General features: G+C 29.9%; 9 protein-coding genes. 5 read left to right on the top strand and 4 right to left on the bottom strand.

Annotation, left to right across the window (positions count from 1 at the left end):
* Window positions 1-181: 181 nt before the first annotated feature.
* From PZA12_RS23180 to PZA12_RS23165, 4 genes are all read left to right on the top strand, one after another.
* Window positions 182-9,463: a GH36-type glycosyl hydrolase domain-containing protein gene (locus PZA12_RS23180; RefSeq protein ID WP_103698804.1), complete on the top strand. Its 9,282-nt coding sequence runs from the start codon at window positions 182-184 to the stop codon at window positions 9,461-9,463.
* Window positions 9,464-9,871: 408 nt separating this feature from the next.
* Complete coding sequence (locus tag PZA12_RS23175; protein WP_077868301.1) at window positions 9,872-11,869, top strand: methyl-accepting chemotaxis protein; 1,998 nt, start codon at window positions 9,872-9,874, stop codon at window positions 11,867-11,869.
* Between the two features lie 278 nt (window positions 11,870-12,147).
* Window positions 12,148-14,265, top strand: a complete 2,118-nt coding sequence (locus PZA12_RS23170) for a methyl-accepting chemotaxis protein (protein ID WP_103698805.1) — start codon at window positions 12,148-12,150, stop codon at window positions 14,263-14,265.
* A gap of 217 nt (window positions 14,266-14,482) precedes the next feature.
* On the top strand, window positions 14,483-15,343 hold the full coding sequence (locus PZA12_RS23165) for a YitT family protein (protein ID WP_012060924.1): 861 nt from the start codon (window positions 14,483-14,485) through the stop codon (window positions 15,341-15,343).
* Between the two features lie 182 nt (window positions 15,344-15,525).
* Here the strand turns inward: PZA12_RS23165 and PZA12_RS23160 are convergent, their stop codons facing one another.
* From PZA12_RS23160 to PZA12_RS23145, 4 genes are all read right to left on the bottom strand, one after another.
* The gene (locus PZA12_RS23160) at window positions 15,526-15,792 is read right to left on the bottom strand and encodes a hypothetical protein (protein ID WP_103698806.1); all 267 of its coding nucleotides are present in this window, start codon (window positions 15,790-15,792) and stop codon (window positions 15,526-15,528) included.
* A 44-nt stretch (window positions 15,793-15,836) separates the two neighbouring features.
* Complete coding sequence (locus PZA12_RS23155; RefSeq protein ID WP_039773673.1) at window positions 15,837-16,088, bottom strand: hypothetical protein; 252 nt, start codon at window positions 16,086-16,088, stop codon at window positions 15,837-15,839.
* Window positions 16,089-16,313: 225 nt separating this feature from the next.
* Window positions 16,314-16,535, bottom strand: coding sequence for a hypothetical protein (locus PZA12_RS23150; RefSeq protein ID WP_023974352.1), 222 nt, complete (start codon window positions 16,533-16,535; stop codon window positions 16,314-16,316).
* 20 nt (window positions 16,536-16,555) lie between these two features.
* Entirely contained in the window at window positions 16,556-16,813 is a 258-nt protein-coding gene (locus tag PZA12_RS23145) for a hypothetical protein (protein WP_103699408.1), read from the bottom strand.
* Between the two features lie 233 nt (window positions 16,814-17,046).
* On the opposite strand from PZA12_RS23145, the gene PZA12_RS23140 reads away from it, so the two are divergent.
* Window positions 17,047-18,774 (top strand): N-acetylmuramoyl-L-alanine amidase family protein, encoded by a 1,728-nt coding sequence (locus PZA12_RS23140; protein WP_103699407.1) that lies wholly within the window; start codon window positions 17,047-17,049, stop codon window positions 18,772-18,774.
* Window positions 18,775-18,845 lie beyond the last annotated feature (71 nt).

The raw sequence follows: 18,845 nt of genomic DNA, 5'->3' as shown, positions 1-18,845 counted from the left end.
TATGAAAGAAAATAATAATCGATAATGCAAAATGTTGTATTTATCTTTAGATAAAAAGTATGATTTTCTCATAGTATGGTACTTTTGGGAAGTTGTGTTTATAAAGTATAAAGGCAAATAGACTATCATATTAACTTATTATTTTTTTGAATATACCAATAGTAAGAAGGGAGTTTTTTACTTGAGGAGAAATAATTCTTATGGAGTAAGAAAGAATGTTTTAAAAGAGTTAGCTGATGGATTTTCTTGCATCCATGAAAATTTTAGGTACTTTAGCAAATTATCTAAGAACGGATATAAAGTGCTTGGGGCATCTGAATGGCTTCTTGATAATATATACTTAATAGAAAAAGAGTACAAAGCGATAAAGATTGAGATGCCCATAGATTATTTTAAGAGACTATCTTCTATAGGTAATGTTAATTACAACAGAAATAAAGATAACCATGCAAATGAAGATAATGAAAATAAGGAACTTATTCCGCGCATTTTTGTAGTAGCAAAGGACTATATAAATAATGGAAATGAGATTGATTGTGATAAACTTATATCATATATAAACGGACTTCAAGGCGATATTGAAAACGGAAATTTTAATAATAAAGAGAAGATTTTCACTACAGGAGAATTGTGGGCATTCCCATTAATGCTTAAAATAGCTATAATAATAAATTTATCTAAGTATACTAATGAACTTGTTGATATTCAAAAAGAAATCATAAGAGGAAGAGATATAGCTGAAAAGATAATAGATGCAATTAACAACAATAAATTTGAAGAAAAAATGGGAAATATTAATGTTGGAAAAAATATTGGACCTTTATTTTTAAGAGAATTTTTTAGTGTATTAAGAGATAATTCTATAGAAGATCAAAGAATAAATGATCTTGTAGAATCTAAATGGAAAGTGAATTCTGATTTAGATAAAAATAATATTAGAAGTGATTTAAGAGAAGAAGTTTTAGAAAGAAATATTGGAGAATACATAACCTTTATTAGAAAAATTGAAGGAATAAGCTGGAGAAGATTCTTTGAAGAAACTTCTTTTGTTGAAAAAATACTTAAAAATGATCCGGCGAATATTTATAATAGCATGGATTTTGAATCTAAGGATTATTATAGGCATAAGCTCGAAAAGATGGCTAGAATATCAAACGCAGACGAAATTACTTTAGCTAGTAATATTTTAGAACTTGCAAGAAATAGTAAAAGTAATAAAGAAGAAAATTATAAATGCCATATTGGATATTACTTAATTGATGAGGGAATAAACGAGCTAAAGAAATATGGAAATAATATAAAAACAACTATATCTGCGAATACTTATGTAGCATGCAATATTTTTGGAACACTTTTGATAAGTTTTCTTATTTTATTAATAAGCAGTTTATTAGGAGTTAGATACACTTTAGTACAATACGTGATTTCGTTCCTTATAATATTAATTCCAGTTAACGAAATAATAATTGGACTTACGAATTATACTGTGGGTAAAGTTGTTGATATTAGATTAATCCCAAAATTAAATTTTAGTTCAGGAATTCCTAAAGAAAATAAAACTGTAGTTGTAATACCGGCTATAGTAAATTCTAAAGAGAAAGTTAAAGAACTTATGAAAAAATTAGAAGTAGCATATTGCGGAAATAAGGATAAGAATATTTATTTTGCTTTGCTAAGTGATTTTCATGATTTTGAGCATGAGACTGCTCAAGAAGATGTTGAGATAATTAAATCAGGAGTTCAATATGCTAGAGATTTAAATGAGAAATATTCCGATGACTTTAAAAACGACCAAGGAGTTAGTGAAAATAGATTCTTTTTCTTTAGTAGAAAGAGAATTTATAATAAAAAACAAAATGTATTCATGGGCAGAGAAAGAAAACGTGGAAAGTTACTGGAATTTATGGCTCTTATTAGAGGTGGTAAGAATCATACTTATAATGTTTTTAGCTCGGATATTCAAGAACTAAAACAAGTTAAGTATCTAATTACATTAGATGAAGATACTTTCATGCCTAGGGAAAGTGCTTTTAAACTTGTAGGGGCTATGAGCCATATTCTTAATATTCCTCATATAAAAGGCAATAGAGTCGCAAGAGGATATGGAATAATGCAGCCTAAGGTGAGCATTAGCCTAGAAGCTAAGAATCAAACTTATTTTTCAAAAGTATTTGGAGGAGAAGAAGGAGTTGATGGATATTCCGTTGCTTATTCTGACACTTATCAAGATTTATTTGGAGAAGGGTCCTTTACTGGTAAAGGAATAATATGTATAGATGAATTTTATAAAGTGTTAAGTAATTCTATAAAAGATGATACAGTCTTAAGTCATGATTTGCTTGAGGGTGGCATTGCAAGATGCGGATTATTAAGTGATGTGGAATTTATTGATGGATATCCAGCATTTTATGAATCTAGCTGCAAAAGATTGCATAGATGGGTTAGAGGTGACTGGCAGCTAATAGGATGGTTATTTTCAAATAAAATAAATTTATTATATAAGTGGAAGATATTTGATAATCTAAGAAGAAGTTTATTAGCACCTAATTTACTTCTTGCTCTTATATTATCTCTAACTGTGCTATTTGGAAGAAGTCAGGTTGCACTTCTTGCCTTCTTAGCTTTAATAACTCCATTAGTATTTGTAGTAACAGATTTTGTTGTAACACCTAAAAATAAATTAATGGGAGCATTTAAAACGCTAGAGCAGATAGTGCTGATAGTAAGTTTCATTCCTTATCAAGCTTTTTTGATGCTTGACGCTATAATAGTAACACTATATAGAGTGATGATTTCTAAGAAAAACCTTTTAGAATGGCAGTCAGCAGAACTTGTAGAAAAAAACTCAAGGAATAATTTTATTAATTATTTAAAGAGAATGTGGATCGCTCCTATAATGGGTCTCCTTGTACTATACTTATCATTTTATAGTTCATTAGGAGTAGTTACCTATAGTGTAGTGGTTGCTGCATTGTGGATAGTTAGTCCTTACCTCGCTTATAGCATAAGCATTAAACGTCAAGAGCACAAGAAGAATACTTTAAGGAATGAAGAAAAAACATACTTAAGAAAAATTTCTAGAAGAATATATGCTTATTATGAGGATTTTGTTAATGAAGAAAACAACTACCTAGCGCCAGATAACTATCAAGAGAAGCCGTTTAAGGGAGTTGCACATAGAACATCTCCAACTAATATAGGTATGGGAATTACTTCGAGCATTGCTGCATATGACCTAGGGTATATAACCATGGCAGAGTTTGTTGATAGAATAGAACTCGTATTAAATAGTATGAAAACTCTTCAAAAGGTGAATGGGCATTATCTAAATTGGTATGATACCAAAACAAAAGAACCTTTATGGCCTAGATATGTATCAACAGTTGATAGTGGAAATCTACTAGGTAATTTGTGGGTGCTAAAGAGGGCTATGGAAGAACTTAAGCATAATAAAGTTATAAGGGTAAAGGAAGTTACATCTTTAAATGATATTTATAAAATAATTGAAGATGAAGCTCCTAATCTGAAACTTAAATTTTCTTCCCATATCAACATTGGAGAATATATAAAGGTATTAAATGAAATTTTATTTAAAATTCAAGATTTAAAGGAAACAGATCAGATAATTAGCTTAAAGCAGAAACTTAAGTCAGAAAAAGATAATATGAATAATGAAAACAACTTAAGTGATGAAGAACAAAATAGTATAGGTGAATTAAAAATTGAGAGTGAAGAAGCAAGATACTGGATTGATAAGCTTATAGGTGAGGTTAGAAAAAAGATTAACTATTATAGCTTTATTTTTGAAGGTATAGAAAAGTTATATAGTAAGGAGTTTTTCGAAGGAGTACCAGATATTGTTGAATTAATCCACAGATGCGAGAATTATAGAAGAAAAAATGGGGATAGTTTCAGAGGCAAATTTAGAGAAAAGATAAATAATTTCAAAAATTATATAGATAAAATAGATAATATAATACAAGATATTGATAAAATAACAGAAGAAATGGATTTTACTTTTCTGTATGATAAAACTAGAGGACTATTCTCCATTGGATATAATGTAGAGGAAAATTCTCTTGGAAACTCCTATTATGATTTGCTTGCATCTGAGTCAAGAATAGCATCTTTTGTCGCGATAGCTAAAAATGATGTGCCTTATTCTCATTGGTTTAAGCTAGGACGTTCCATGACTAATGCATTCCATACTCATTCACTAGTATCTTGGAGTGGAACTATGTTTGAGTATTTTATGCCATCATTAATAATGAGGAATTATCCTAAGACTTTACTCAGTCAAACTTATAAGTCTGTCATAAAGGCACAAAAAAGCTTTGCTAAGCAAAAGAAAGCTCCTTGGGGAATATCAGAATCTGCATTTTATGAATTTGATGCAGCGGAAAATTATCAATACAAGGCATTTGGAGTACCTGGACTTGGTCTTAAAAGAGGACTTGAAGATGATCTTGTAATATCTCCATATTCAACATTAATGGCTATTTCTTTTGATAAAGATTCTGGAATTAAGAATCTTAAAGAACTTGAAAAGTTAGGAGCATTAGGAAGATATGGTTTCATAGAAGCTTTAGATTATACTAAAGCTAGGAAAGATAAGTACATAATGACACTTTCTAAAAGTGATCTTCTTGAGCAGAATATTTCAACAAATGGAAAAAATTATACACAAAATGTGGATAAGTATGAGGATTATGTGGATAACTACGAAAAAATAGTGGATAATACACAGGATAAAAATACAAGTTATATGAATGATAAGCATGTTGATAATGTGAATAATGTGGATAAGAATGATGAAATCAGTAGGATTCACATGAATAATGACGATGATAGTAATTATGATAACTCAAGTTATCCACAGAAGGTCAATAAAGTTGCAACTTATATGGTACACCATTTAGGAATGTCACTTATGGCTTTAGATAATATTCTATGCAATGATATTTTGATAAATAGATTTCATGATCTTCCTGAGATAAAATCTACAGAACTTTTACTAAAAGAGAAAATTCCACAAAATGTTGTCTTTGAAAGAAATGAGGATTTTTCTGTTAAGAATAGATATTTTGAGGGAGAGGTTTTAATTCCAAGAGTATTTGAAAAAGTAAATCAGGACAGTCCACAAGTATTACTATTAAGCAATGGTGAATATTCATCTATGTTAACAGTAAACGGAAATGGATATTCAAAAAAGAATGATACTATGCTCTATAGATGGAAGGGAAATTCTACAAGTGATGATAGTGGAATGTTCTTCTATATAAAGAACTTAAATTCAAATGAATATTGGAGTTCAACCTTTGAGCCTTGTAAGGATCCTGGAGATAAGTATTCAGTTGAGTTTAATCTAGATAAAGCGAAGTTTAGTAGAAAAGATGGCAACATTGAAACTTCGATGGAAGTTTCAATATCATCAGAAGAAAACTTTGAAGTTAGAAAATTAACTTTAAATAACAAAGGAGATAATGGAAGAAGTATTGAAATAACAAGTTACATGGAAGTGACTTTAGCTACATTCAGTGCTGACGTAGTTCACCCAACATTCTCTAATTTATTTGTTCAAACAGAATATGATGAAAAGGAAAGTGTTCTTATAGGAAGTAGAAGAGGTAGAGTTAAGAATGCAAAAATTCCATATATTTTCCATAAGGCGGTTGTTAATGGAGACTTAGAAGGAAGTATTTCATATGAAACTTCAAGAATAAACTTTATAGGAAGAAATAGAGAATTGAAGAATCCAAAAGCTATGGATAATGATAAAGCTTTAGATAATACTGTGGGAACAGTTTTAGATCCTATAATGAGTATAAGAACGAGAATTAGATTAGAGCCTAACTCCAAGAAGGAAATTTATTATATAACTGGAATATGTGAATCAAAGGAGCAAATACTTGAAATATGCAGAAATAACAATGACAACAGTAAACTAGAAAGAGTATTCAAAAATTATAGCATAAGTGCACAGCTTGAACTAAAGACTTTAGGAATAAGAAGTGCCATAGCTAATATATTCCAAAGCGCTGCAAGCTCAATTTTCTTTCTAACTAATACTAGAAAAAATAGAGAAGAATATATTAGGAATATTTCAAGACATCAAAAGGATTTATGGGCATATGGAATCTCAGGAGATTTACCTATTATAATGCTATCTATAGAAAATGAAGAAGACATAAATTTAGTATATACTATGGTAAAATTCCACAATTACTTAAGAATTAAGGGAGTTAAGCTAGATTTAATTATATATAATAATGAAGAAGTTTCTTATGATGAACCACTTCAAAAAAATATAATGGAAGTAATAAGGTCATCCAATGTAGGTAATTACCTTAATAAAGCAGGTGGAATATTTATTCACAATAAGGCAACCATGGATGTTGAAATCAAGAATTTACTAATAGGAATTTCTAGAATATATGTAGATAATAATAATCCGTTAAGTTCATATGCATATAATGAAAAGAATTTTAATAGATATATGGACTTAGATGATGAGGGATTAGATTCACGTATAGCTTTAAGAAATAATTCAAGGTTCAAGGATAAATATAAGAATGAAAATACTAACCAAGATACAGATGGCGAAAACATACCTTATGAAGTATATGATAATGATGAAGAAGTAATTAATATTCATGATTTAATAAAGAATATTAATGAGCCAGAAGATCAAGATGATATTGATGAATTAGAAATAGATAAGAAATCTAATCAAAGTAAGAAGGAAAGAGAGTTAGTTTATAATTCAGAAATTTCAAGTTTAGTTGATTTAGATTTGGATGTATCAAAAGATTCTAATAATTATGGTAAAAATGCGGATGAAGATCCTGATGTAAGAGATTTAGATTTCTTTAATGGTTATGGTGGATTTTGCAAGAAAGATAATAGTTATATAATAAAACTATCTAATTACAGAAATACGCCAGCACCGTGGATTAATGTTATTTCAAATGATGACTTCGGATTTCATATATCAGAAGTAGGATCAGGATATACTTGGTGTGGAAATTCTAGAGAAAATAAAATAACACCTTGGAGTAATGACTATATTAGAGATCCTATAGGAGAAGCATTATATATTAAAGATAATGACTCAGGTGAGTATTTTTCAATAACACCAAAACCTGTAAGAGATTCAGGTGATTACTTAATAAAACATAGCTTTGGATACTCTGAATACAGACATACAGCATATAATATAAAAGGAAAATTAGAAATTTTTGCTCCTAAAAATGAAAGATTAAAAATTCAGAGGGTTACGCTAGAAAACTTAAGTAATGAGGATAGAAGTATTTCACTATTCTACTATGCAAAACTTGTTTTGGGTGTTTATGAGTATGATAGTTCCAGATATATCTCAACATATATAGGTGGAGATGAATCAAAATATAAAGAAACAGTAGATATAGTAAATGGAAGCAGCATTAAAAATAGTAATGAAGATTTCACATTCAAAAATAAATTTATAGGTGCTCATAATCCATACAGTGAATACTTTGGAAAGTTAAATGCTTACTTAACCATTATAGGTGGGAAAGAATTGAGTTTCACTGGAGACAATAAAGAGTTTTTAGGTATTGGAGGAGAAACCTTTAGCCCTGAGGCTCTAAAACATAATAGGTTAAGTAATAGGTCTGGTGGGATCTATGACCCTTGTTTAGCAGCACAAACAAGCATTGTGTTAAGAAAAGGTGAGAAAAAGGAGCTGCTAATCCTATTTGGTCAAGATGAAAAAGAAAAAATAGATGAATTAATAAGTAAATACAAGATTTTTGGAAATGCAGAAAGTGAATTAGATAAAGTAAAACAATATTGGAGCAATTTCCTAGGAAATATACAAGTTAAGACACCAGATAAGTCATTAGATTATCTTTTGAATGGATGGCTTTTATATCAAACTTTAAGTTGTAGATATTTAAGTAGAAGTGCATTTTACCAAAGTGGTGGTGCTTATGGATTCAGAGATCAGCTTCAAGATTCTATGTCACTTGGCTTTGTAAGTCCAGAAATAACAAAGGCGCAAATACTAAGAAGTGCTTCAAGACAGTATGTAGAAGGTGATGTTCAACATTGGTGGCATCCTGTTGTTAATTCGGGAATAAGAACTAGATTTAGCGATGATTTATTATGGCTGCCTTATGTAACTGCTGAGTATATTAATTCAACAGGAGATTACGATATTTTAAATGCTACTGCTCCGTACTTAGAAGATGAACCTTTAAGAGAAGGTGAGGATGAAAGATATACGATAGTAAATCAATCATCAAAAGAAGGAACTATATATGAACATTGTTTAAAAGCTATAGAAAAAAGCTTGAAGTTTGGTATTCATAATATTCCTTTAATGGGTAGTGGAGACTGGAACGATGGAATGAGTACTGTTGGAAACGAAGGAAAAGGAGAAAGCGTATGGCTTGGCTGGTTCCTATATTCAATATTAGAAAGCTTTATTCAAATTGCAGATAAACAAAACGATAAGAAAACAAAAGAACATTTTGAAGAAAGAAGAGAGTTTATACGAGAAAACCTAGAGAAGAACGCTTGGGATGGCGGCTGGTATAGAAGAGCATACTTTGATGATGGTACACCTCTTGGCTCAAGAGAAAATCCAGAATGTAGAATTGACTCATTAGCTCAGAGTTGGGCAATTATATCAGGCGCAGGACAGAAGGAACGTAGCATTGAAGCAATGGAAGCCGTGGATAATAACCTTGTAAAGAAAGATAAGGGAATGATCCTATTGCTTGCACCACCATTTAGTAATTCTAAGTTAGAACCAGGTTATATAAAAGGATATGTGCCAGGTGTAAGAGAAAATGGAGGCCAATATACTCATGCTGCGGTTTGGGTTATACTTGCTTTAACTAAACTTGGGCTAGGTGATAAAGCAGTAAGCTACTTTAATATGATAAATCCTATAAATCATGCAAAGACAGAGTTAGAGTGTATGACATATAAAGTAGAACCTTATGTAATGGCAGCGGACGTGTATATAAAAGAGCCTCATGCAGGAAGAGGAGGCTGGAGTTGGTATACAGGAGCTTCAGGATGGATGTACAGAGTTGGCGTTGAAAATATCTTGGGACTTAGAAAGGTTCAAGACAAGGGATATGCTATAAATCCTTGTATACCAAAATCTTGGAACGAATTTGAAATAAAGATTACAAATGAAAGAGAAGATTACACTATAAAAGTATCTAGATTAAATCAAGAAAATATTAATGAAGTTAATAATAATCAAATGAATAACAGTAAAAATAAAGTTAACAATAGTGAAGTTATTAGAAATAAAAATGAGGAGATTAATTGTGAAAGTAGAATTAGCAAGCAAGGAAGGAATATAGTAAATACTAATAATATGAAGGTGATTATAAATGGTGAGAATATAAAGGATAATATCATTCCGAGAAATCGCGGAAAATTAGATGTGTTTGTGTATTTTTAGTACAATAAATTTTGAGCGGCATAAGATATGTGAAATTATCCTATGCTGCTTAATTTTATACATCTGAAGTTATTACTAATAATATACTGTTTGTTGATCTTATATTATACAGTAAATTTTATTATTTAGGAACTTTAATTCAATTAAGAGTTTTAGTTTATAGCAAATTTTAAATTATATTTCTAAGAGGTATATGATGAAGAATGTAGTTTTGTAGATAAGATGATCAAACTCCTCCTATTATCATTAAGTTTTAGTGAAAAACACGAATAATTCTTCGAAATATTATGATATAATTAATAATGTGTAAAAACTTATTGTTTTTGTAAAAAATAATAAGCTAAATATTTTAGTTTATATAAGGGTTTTATTATTTGTATTAATAAAAAGAGATGGAGGGTGAGAAAAATGTTATTCAAAAAATTAAATTTTCATAGTATTAGAATAAAACTAATTATTAGCTTAGTTTTAATTTGCTTTATTCCTCTCATTGTAGCGGGAGTTTTTTCTTATAACCAGTCAAAATCAATACTTAGCCAAAAATTAAATTTAACAAGCAAGCAAACGCTTTCTGAAGTGAATAGTGGACTAGATAATTATTTTGCTGGATTTACAGAAAGAGTAACAATGTTATCAAACAATTATAATTTAGTGAATGTTGATTATGGAAGTAATTTTGATTACATACCTGATTTATTGAAAAACTTAAAAGAAAGTAATAAGGATATTTTCGATACATATTACGGTACTGCTTCAGGTAAATTTGCAATATATCCAGACACAAAGATGCCAGAAGGTTATGATGCAACTAAAAGACCTTGGTATCAAGAAGCTATAAAAGCAAAAGGGAAGCCTGTAATAACTAAGCCTTATCAAGATGCCGCCACTGGAAAGACAGTTGTAGGAATTGTACAAGCAGTTGTGAAAGATAATCAAATTGTTGGCGTTGTTGGAATGGATTTAACATTGACTGCACTTTCAGAGCACATATCAGCAAAAAAGGTAGGTAATTCAGGAATATTATTTATTACAGATGCAGATGGTATAATGTTAGCACATCCTGATGAAAGTAGTATTGGAAAAGATGATGTTACAAAATTATCATATTGGAATGAAGCAAAAACAGGAGATAGCGGCTTTATTACGTATAATTACAATGGAACAGAAAAGTTTGGGGCATATACAACTAATAAAATAACAGGGTGGAAGTTAATCGCATCATTAGAACAAAGTGAATTGTCAAGCGACACAAAATCGATAATATTAACTACTTCTATAATAATATTAATAATGTTAATAATTTCAGTCATTGTATCGTTGATATTAAGTAAAGGAATTGCAACTAATATTAAAAAATTAAAAGAAGTATTTGCCAAGGCTTCAGATGGAGATTTATCAACATTTATAGAAATTAAATCAAAAGATGAAGTTGGTCAGCTTGCAAATGACTATAATTCTATGATAAAAAATATAGGTAAATTATTAGAAAGTGCAAAAGAAACTTCTAACATAGTGTTTGAGACTACAGCTAACCTTTCAAGTATGGCTGAAGAAACGACAGCGTCTATGTCACAGGTTTCGCTAGCTGTTTCAGAGATATCACAGGGAGCTGTAAATTTAGCTGAAAGCTCTCAAGATACTGCTACTGGTGTAGGAGAATTATCAAAAAAATTAGATAATATTGCAGATGCCACAAGGGATATGAATAAAGTATCAGAAGAAACGAAGGGGTTTAGCAAACAAGGAATAATTACTGTAAGTACATTAATAGATAAAAATAGTGAAACAATGGAAGCAACAGAAAAAGTATCAAATATATTCTCAGATATGAATGAAAGTGTAAAAATGATTATTTCAATGTCCGATACTATATCTGAAATAACAGAACAGACAAATTTACTAGCATTAAATGCATCTATTGAAGCTGCACGTGCAGGAGAAGCTGGTAAAGGATTTGCTGTAGTAGCTGAAGAAATAAGAAAACTTGCTGAAGAATCCCAAAATTCTACAGAACAGATTAAGTCAATAACAGGAGCAATCCAATCAAAGGCAGAAGTTGCAGCTAAAGCAATGGAAAACACTAAAAAAATTAATTCAGAGCAAAACGAAGCTGTAACAAAAACAGAGTCAATATTTAATGATATATTATTTTCGATCACAACTTTAACAGAAAAAGTTATTGATGTTAAACATTCAGTAGATGATATGCAAATTCAGAAGCAGATTTTTGTTAGTCAAATAGAAAATAGTTCTTCCATTTCTGAAGAAACAGCTTCATCAACAGAAGAAGTTACTGCATCAGCAGAAGAAGTAACAGCTACAATGGATAGATTTAGCCATCATACAGAAGAATTACAACATTTATCTGAAAAATTAAAAAAAGAAATTGATAAATTTAAAGTTTAGAGTCTAAAATTAGAAATTTAAAAGTCTAACCGAAAGCCTATATATTTTTGTTTCACAGAAATGTATGGGCTTTTCAGTTGAATAGTATAATTATCTTTGCAATTTACATTGATTAAATGTAATTATATGTTATAATTTATCAATAATGCATGAAAAATAAGCATAACTTGTAAAAGAATAAGTATATTTATTGTAATAAACATAATTTTTATAGTGTAAAAAATAATTCTAAAACTACTACTTATTTTATAAGAAATATTGATAAGGGGAGAAAATAAATGGGATTGATTAGAAAACAATATGAAAAGACAATGGACAAGCAAACAAATAATAAAGATAAAAATAGCTCTGTGAAAATAAAGAGCATAAAAAGCGAACTCCTAATCACAATGTTATCAATATCCGTTGTACTGACTCTTGGAATTATTTTATGTGTAAGCACTATTTTATCGAAATATTATGATAATGAAATAAATAGTAAGAATGAAATGTTATCTAAGCTTATATCAAAAAATGTTTCTTCTTTTATGGATACGGCATATAAAGTGACAGAAGATCTGGCATATAATTCAGAAGTAAGAGAAGGAAGTAAAGATACAAAGGAAAAAGTACTTAAAGAAACTAAAGACAGAAATCCATATTTTGAATTATTGTATATGCAGGATGAAAAAGGAATGCAGACTGGGAGATCATCAGGGGATCTTGCTGACAGATCAGACAGATGGTGGTTTGCGCAAGCAAAAAGTTCTTTATCATCATTTGTATCAAAGTCATATTATTCAGTTTCTTCTAAGAATCCAGTAACTTCAATATTTGTTCCTTTGGTTGAAGATAATAAGTTTGTTGGAGTAATGGGGTCTGATATTAATTTAGAAAAATTGCAGGAAGTAGTAAGTGAATATTCAGATGAAGCATCAGGAAGATATTCTTTCATAATAGATGGAGAGGGTGTTGTTGTTGCACATCCTAATACCGAAGTGATTGAAGAATTATATAATTATAAAAACCAAACTAGAACAACTGGAGTCAAAGAGGGAAATCCTAAGGAAGAACCGATAGAAGTGTCGGATGGGTTAAAAGAAATTATAGCTCAGTTGATGGCTGGGAATGATGGTAGCCTTAAGTATAAAGAAAATGGTCAAAATTACTATGCATCTTATACGAACATAAAATTAGATGGGAATTCATTTAATTGGTCAGTCATAACAGTTCAAAAGGAATCCAGTGCAAAAGCTATTATAAATAAAATAACAAAAATTTCATTAATTGCAGGCTTAATAATATTACTTGCAGCAGCTGCAGTAATCATGTATGTATCGAAAAGAATTTCAATGCCTATAATAGAAATATCAAACTTATTATCTATAGCATCAACTGGTGATTTTACAGTAAAATCTTCTACTAGAGCGAAAAATGAAATTAAATTATTAGGTGAAAGCTTCAATGAGATGATGAGTAAGGTTTCTGCTTTATTAATCAAAACAAAAGATTTGACTCATGATATGAAAGAGAGCTCTGCAATTTTAGCTGAAAAGTCTCAGGAAACAACTAATGTGGCAAGGGATATAAATATTACATCACAAGAAATAGCGCAAGGAGCATCTAATCAAGCTAGCGGAGCAGAAGAGAGTGCAAGGCTTGGAGAGGACATGAGGGGAGAATTTAATCAGTTAGAGGAAAAGACTAATCTAATGATTAATGAATCAATCAATTCATCTAAAGCAATTGCAAATGGAATTAACAAGGTTCAAGATTTAAAAGAAAAGGCACAAACAACAATTTCCATTGTAGAAAAAACTCAAGGAAATATAGAAAGCTTAAGTGATAAATCTAAGAATATAGAAAATATACTTGGAGTTTTAAAGGGGATCGCAGAGCAGACTCAGTTACTTGCACTAAATGCATCTATAGAAGCGGCAAGAGCAGGGGAAGCTGGCAAAGGTTTTGCAGTAGTTGCAACAGAGATTCAAAAATTATCACAAAATTCAGCAGTATCAACTAAAAATATAGCAGAGATAATTTTAAATATAAAGCAAGATATATTAAGCAGTGTAAGTGATATGAAAAAAGTAAAAGAAGTATCTATGGATCAATTCGTTTCAGTAAATGAAGTGAATGAAGCCTTTAATAATATTACACAGGCGACTGACACAATAACAACTGCAATAGATTATATGGGAAGCTTTGTTGAAGAAATGAATGACAAAAATGAACAAGTAGTTAATTCAATAAATAATATTGCGGCAATATCAGAAGAAACAGCAGCATGTTCACAGGAAGTAACGGCATCAATTCAAACTCAAACGGAAGCTATTTTAGAAGTATCACAAGAAGTGGAAAAACTGAAAGAAAAAGCTGAGCGTTTAGAAATGGAAGTTGATAAGTTCAAAATTTAATAAATTCTCAATGTAAATAGATATCATGTTACTATTCTGGTAGTAATATTGATATTTATTTGCTATATCACATGAATTATTAATAATTACTTGATAAATAGTAAAAACTTTTTGTAGAAACTGTAAAAAATCTGTTGAAAATACTAAAGATTGAATATAGAATAATATCTGAAAAATGAAATGAAACCCAAATAACCATTTTGCAAGGAGTATACAAATGAGTTTATATTATAAGTTGAAGCATAATATAGTTGATGTGTTTTTCATATTTTTAGGCTGCATGATTGCATCGTTAGGGGTAAATCTATTTTTAGTACATGCAAAACTTTTAAGTGGTGGTGCCACTGGTATTGCACTGATTTTAGAGTACACTCTTAAAGTTCCATCTGGAGTAGTAATCTTAATAATTAATTTACCACTACTTGTATTGAGTTATAAAAAACTCGATAGATCATTTACGATTTATACAACAATAGGGATGCTTAGTCTTTCAGCTTCTCTGCTTATAACAAAACCACTTTCACGCCTAATTGATATGAATGGTGATTTACTTATCTTTTGTATATATGGTGGGGTTTTATGTGGTATTGGCTATGGAATGGTATTTTTAAGACATGGTTCCACAGGAGGAACAGATATTATAACCATGCTTATTAGAAAAAAATATTCGAATTTTAATATAGGAAGTTTGGGATTTTCTCTAAACTTGATAATAGTTATTATAGGAGCATTAATATTTGGTATTCCACAAGCATTGTATACTCTTATTTCTTTGTTTATTCAAAGTACAGTTCTTGACAGAGTATTAAAAGGATTTAGCAGTAAAAAACTTCTTCTGATTCTAACAAGAAAAGAAAAAGAAATTATTGATTATGTAATAAAAGATCTTAACCGTGGAGTTACATCTTTGTTCGCGGAAGGTGAGTATACTCATGATAAAAAGAAAATGCTTTACTGTATTGTAAGCTCACACCAAATGGTTGAACTAAAAAGTATTGTGCATCAGATAGATCCAGGAGCTTTTATAACAATTATTGATATATCTGAGGTTAGAGGTAAGGGCTTTTTGACAATTTAAAATAGGTTAAAAATATAAAAGTCCACCATAAAAATTTAATTTATGGTGGACTTTTTGGAAATAAGCACTAAATTAAAATGATAAACTTTAGTGCCTGAGTATTATGGGGTACGAATATTATTCTTACCAACAGCGGGAAAATTATTCAAAAATATATTGAATTTTTTGCAGTCCTTATATAACTAATCATCTCCATCTATTTCATAATTATCGGGAGAAAGCATATCTTGTGTGTAATCAAATTCTTGACTAGCTATATTATTTACAACAATAGGGTCAACTGCTGGATTAGGCATATTTACAGGAAAATCCACGCCAGTTGCACTTTCAACATCATCTCTGCTTGGATGATAATTAGTTCTCATTTTTGGCAAGTAGGAATTAGTAAAGTCTTTTTTACTACCATCTCTCACCTCGGAAGTATGAGATACTTTCTTTTCTTTACTCATATAAAATCACTCCTAATTTTATTAAATTATTTTTATTAAGCTCTTCATATTAAATCACTATATTTAGATTCATCAGAGTCGCCGTCAGCATTTAGATCAATAAGCTCTGTATCTAGATTAGTTCTAGATATATTTGCATTATTTAAACTTTTAGCATTTCTTTCACCTGAATCAGCAGTCTTTCGTACATTTTTAGAATCAGAAGCCCTTGATTTTGATGAATTTTCCTTACTATACTCTTCCATTGGATAATCATCGCCAGGGTTTATACTAAATGGAATTTTTGATTGACTCATAAAAATCACTCCTATCTTTTGCTCAATATTATTTACAATATAAATATAGATTTAGAACAGATTTTGACTTGTTATAGATAAGCCAATTATAAGCTGGATTTATACTATGAAATATATCCCAACTAGAAACTGGAACAAAAGTATATTATTCATTTCGGCGAGTTATATGCATAAGTTCAGGTCTTAGTTGGGTTATCTATATAGATAAAGTTATATTCATGCTATTTATATTAGTGATTTTGGTTTGACTGGCTCAGGATGCTCCAATCCATTAGCATCTTCAATGCTTTTTTCACTTGGAGCATGGTCAGCTTTCGAATCTGGAAGATACATACTTTTTATTTTTTTTAGTTCAGAATCATTTGGGTCTGATGGATGTGAATCAGTTAATTCTTCTCCAGAATAATATTTTTCATTTTCATTAGATGACATTTTTTCTTTACTCATTAATAATCACTCCTAACTTCTCAAATATTATGATTTTTATATTCAAAAGCATCTTCATGATTCATAGCAACAGGTCCTGTTACTGGATGGGGTTTAGAAGATGTTGAACTCGTTATATTTTTATTAGGGCCGTCAGTCGAAAGGGGATTTAAACTTCTAGTTGGTGCAATGTTATCTCGTCCTTCTTGCCTATTAGAAGATTCGGGTCTTGTACCAGATAACTTCTCAACATCATAATCTCCTGGAGTAGGATTATATGGTGTTCTTTCTTTGCTCATTGTAATCACTCCTCACATATTAATTTTTGAAATTTATTTATAGTACATAATATCTAAAATTTTGCGATAACTAAAGTAAATAAAACTTAGTTATATCTTATTATCTGAAAAAAGAGTCGTATTAATGCTAGAAATATTTAGATTTTATATAAAAAACATGGTAAAATTATGTTAAGTGATTTTTTTTTGTTATTTTTAAAAAATTCACTTTATAATGGATGGGGAGGAATTTTATGAATAAAAATATAAAAAGAATAATTGCGATCACAGTTGCTGTCAATACAATTTCAACAATTTCACCTACGACATTAAATACATATTTTGTAGGAGCAAAACCTGTTTATGCATCTTCATATTCTCCAGATGATGAACAATTAAAAACTCTAAAGATAAAATCTTTAGATGGAGAAACTCTTGATTTGCGTGATGGATATAATGGAGATACAGTAAAATTAAGTGATGAAACAGAATACTATACAAAGCTTACTGATGATAGTGATGGAATTAAGATAACGGCTGACGCTGAAGGTGATGACTATGTAGTTAAGATTTTTACATCTGATGCAGAAAATGCTACAGCTTATGATCCAGGGGACGAAATCTTACTTGGAAAAGGTGATACAACTTTATATATAAGAACTTATAAGTCTAAATCAGAATTTAATAAAGTAAAGAATAATGTATCAAATTGTAAAGAAGAATATACGCTAAATGTAAGAAAGACTAAAGAAAGTTCTTATGAGGATGATTCTCAAGATTCGATATATTTAGATAATATTGACTTAAGCAAAGGAGATATAGATTTCATAAAAGGAAAAACAAGCTATGATATAAAGGTTGATGAAAATGTTGAGAGCATGTGGATTAAAGCAATTCCTGAGAGTAATAGCGACAGAGTCAGAGTAGATGGATCTTTAGTAGATTCTAGCGATAATTATAAAAAAACTGTATCTTTAGATAAAGGTAAAAATGAGATTAAAATAAAAGTTACAGATAGTAAGGATAATCAAAGAACATATACATTAAATGTTACTAGAGGAGACGATTCTGATAACGAAGATGATATATATTTAGATCATATAACTTTAAGTGAAGGCGATATTGACTTTTCTAAAGATGATAATTCATACAATGTTGATTTAGATGAGTCTGTAAGTAAAATAACTATAGGTGCAGAGCCAGAAGATAGCGATTATTCAGTTACAATTGATGGAGATGAAGTAAGATCAAGTGATGACTATGAAAAAAAAGTATCATTAGATAAAGGAAAAAATGTCATAAAGGTAAATGTTGAAGATGAGTTAAATGATAAAAAGAGAACTTATACTTTGACTATAAATAGAGGTAAGGAAGCAGATGATAGCAAGGACAATAATACTGAGGATACATCAGATAAGAAATCTCAATGGGTTCAAACTAATGATGGTTGGAAGTATTATGATGAAAATGGAAAAGTATTAAAAAGTTCATGGCTTTATGATAAAGATCAAAAAGTATACTGTTACTTAGATAAAGATGGTTTAAGAGTTACAGGCTGGCATAAAGATAATGAAAAATGGTACTTGTTAGATAGTAAAGGTGCAATGCTTACAGGTTGGCAAAAAGATAATGAAAAGTGGTATTTATTGGGGTCGGATGGAGCAATGGTTACAGGCTGGCATAAAGAAACAGTAGATGATCAAAATAAGAACACTGATGCATCAACTAATTCAGGAGATAATGATACTAAAAAAGTTGACAATTGGTATTATTTAAATCAAGATGGCTCAATGAGGACAGGCTGGTTATCAGATGGTGGAAAGTGGTACTTCTTTAATGCAGATGGAACAATGCAAAAAGGATGGTTAATTGACTATAATTCAAAATACTATTTAACTGAAGATGGTAGCATGGCAACTGGAACAAGAACTATTAATGGAAAAGAGTATAAATTCAATAATAGTGGAGCTTTAATACTTTAGGAAAATATTATGAACATTAATTTAATTGTACATTTAATTTAGTTTTTAGATTAAGTTACTAATAATGAAAC

It is taken from the genome of Clostridium beijerinckii (assembly GCF_036699995.1).
GTDB classification, from domain to species: Bacteria; Bacillota; Clostridia; order Clostridiales; family Clostridiaceae; genus Clostridium; species Clostridium helianthi.
This window is presented reverse-complemented; position numbering and strand designations above follow the sequence as displayed.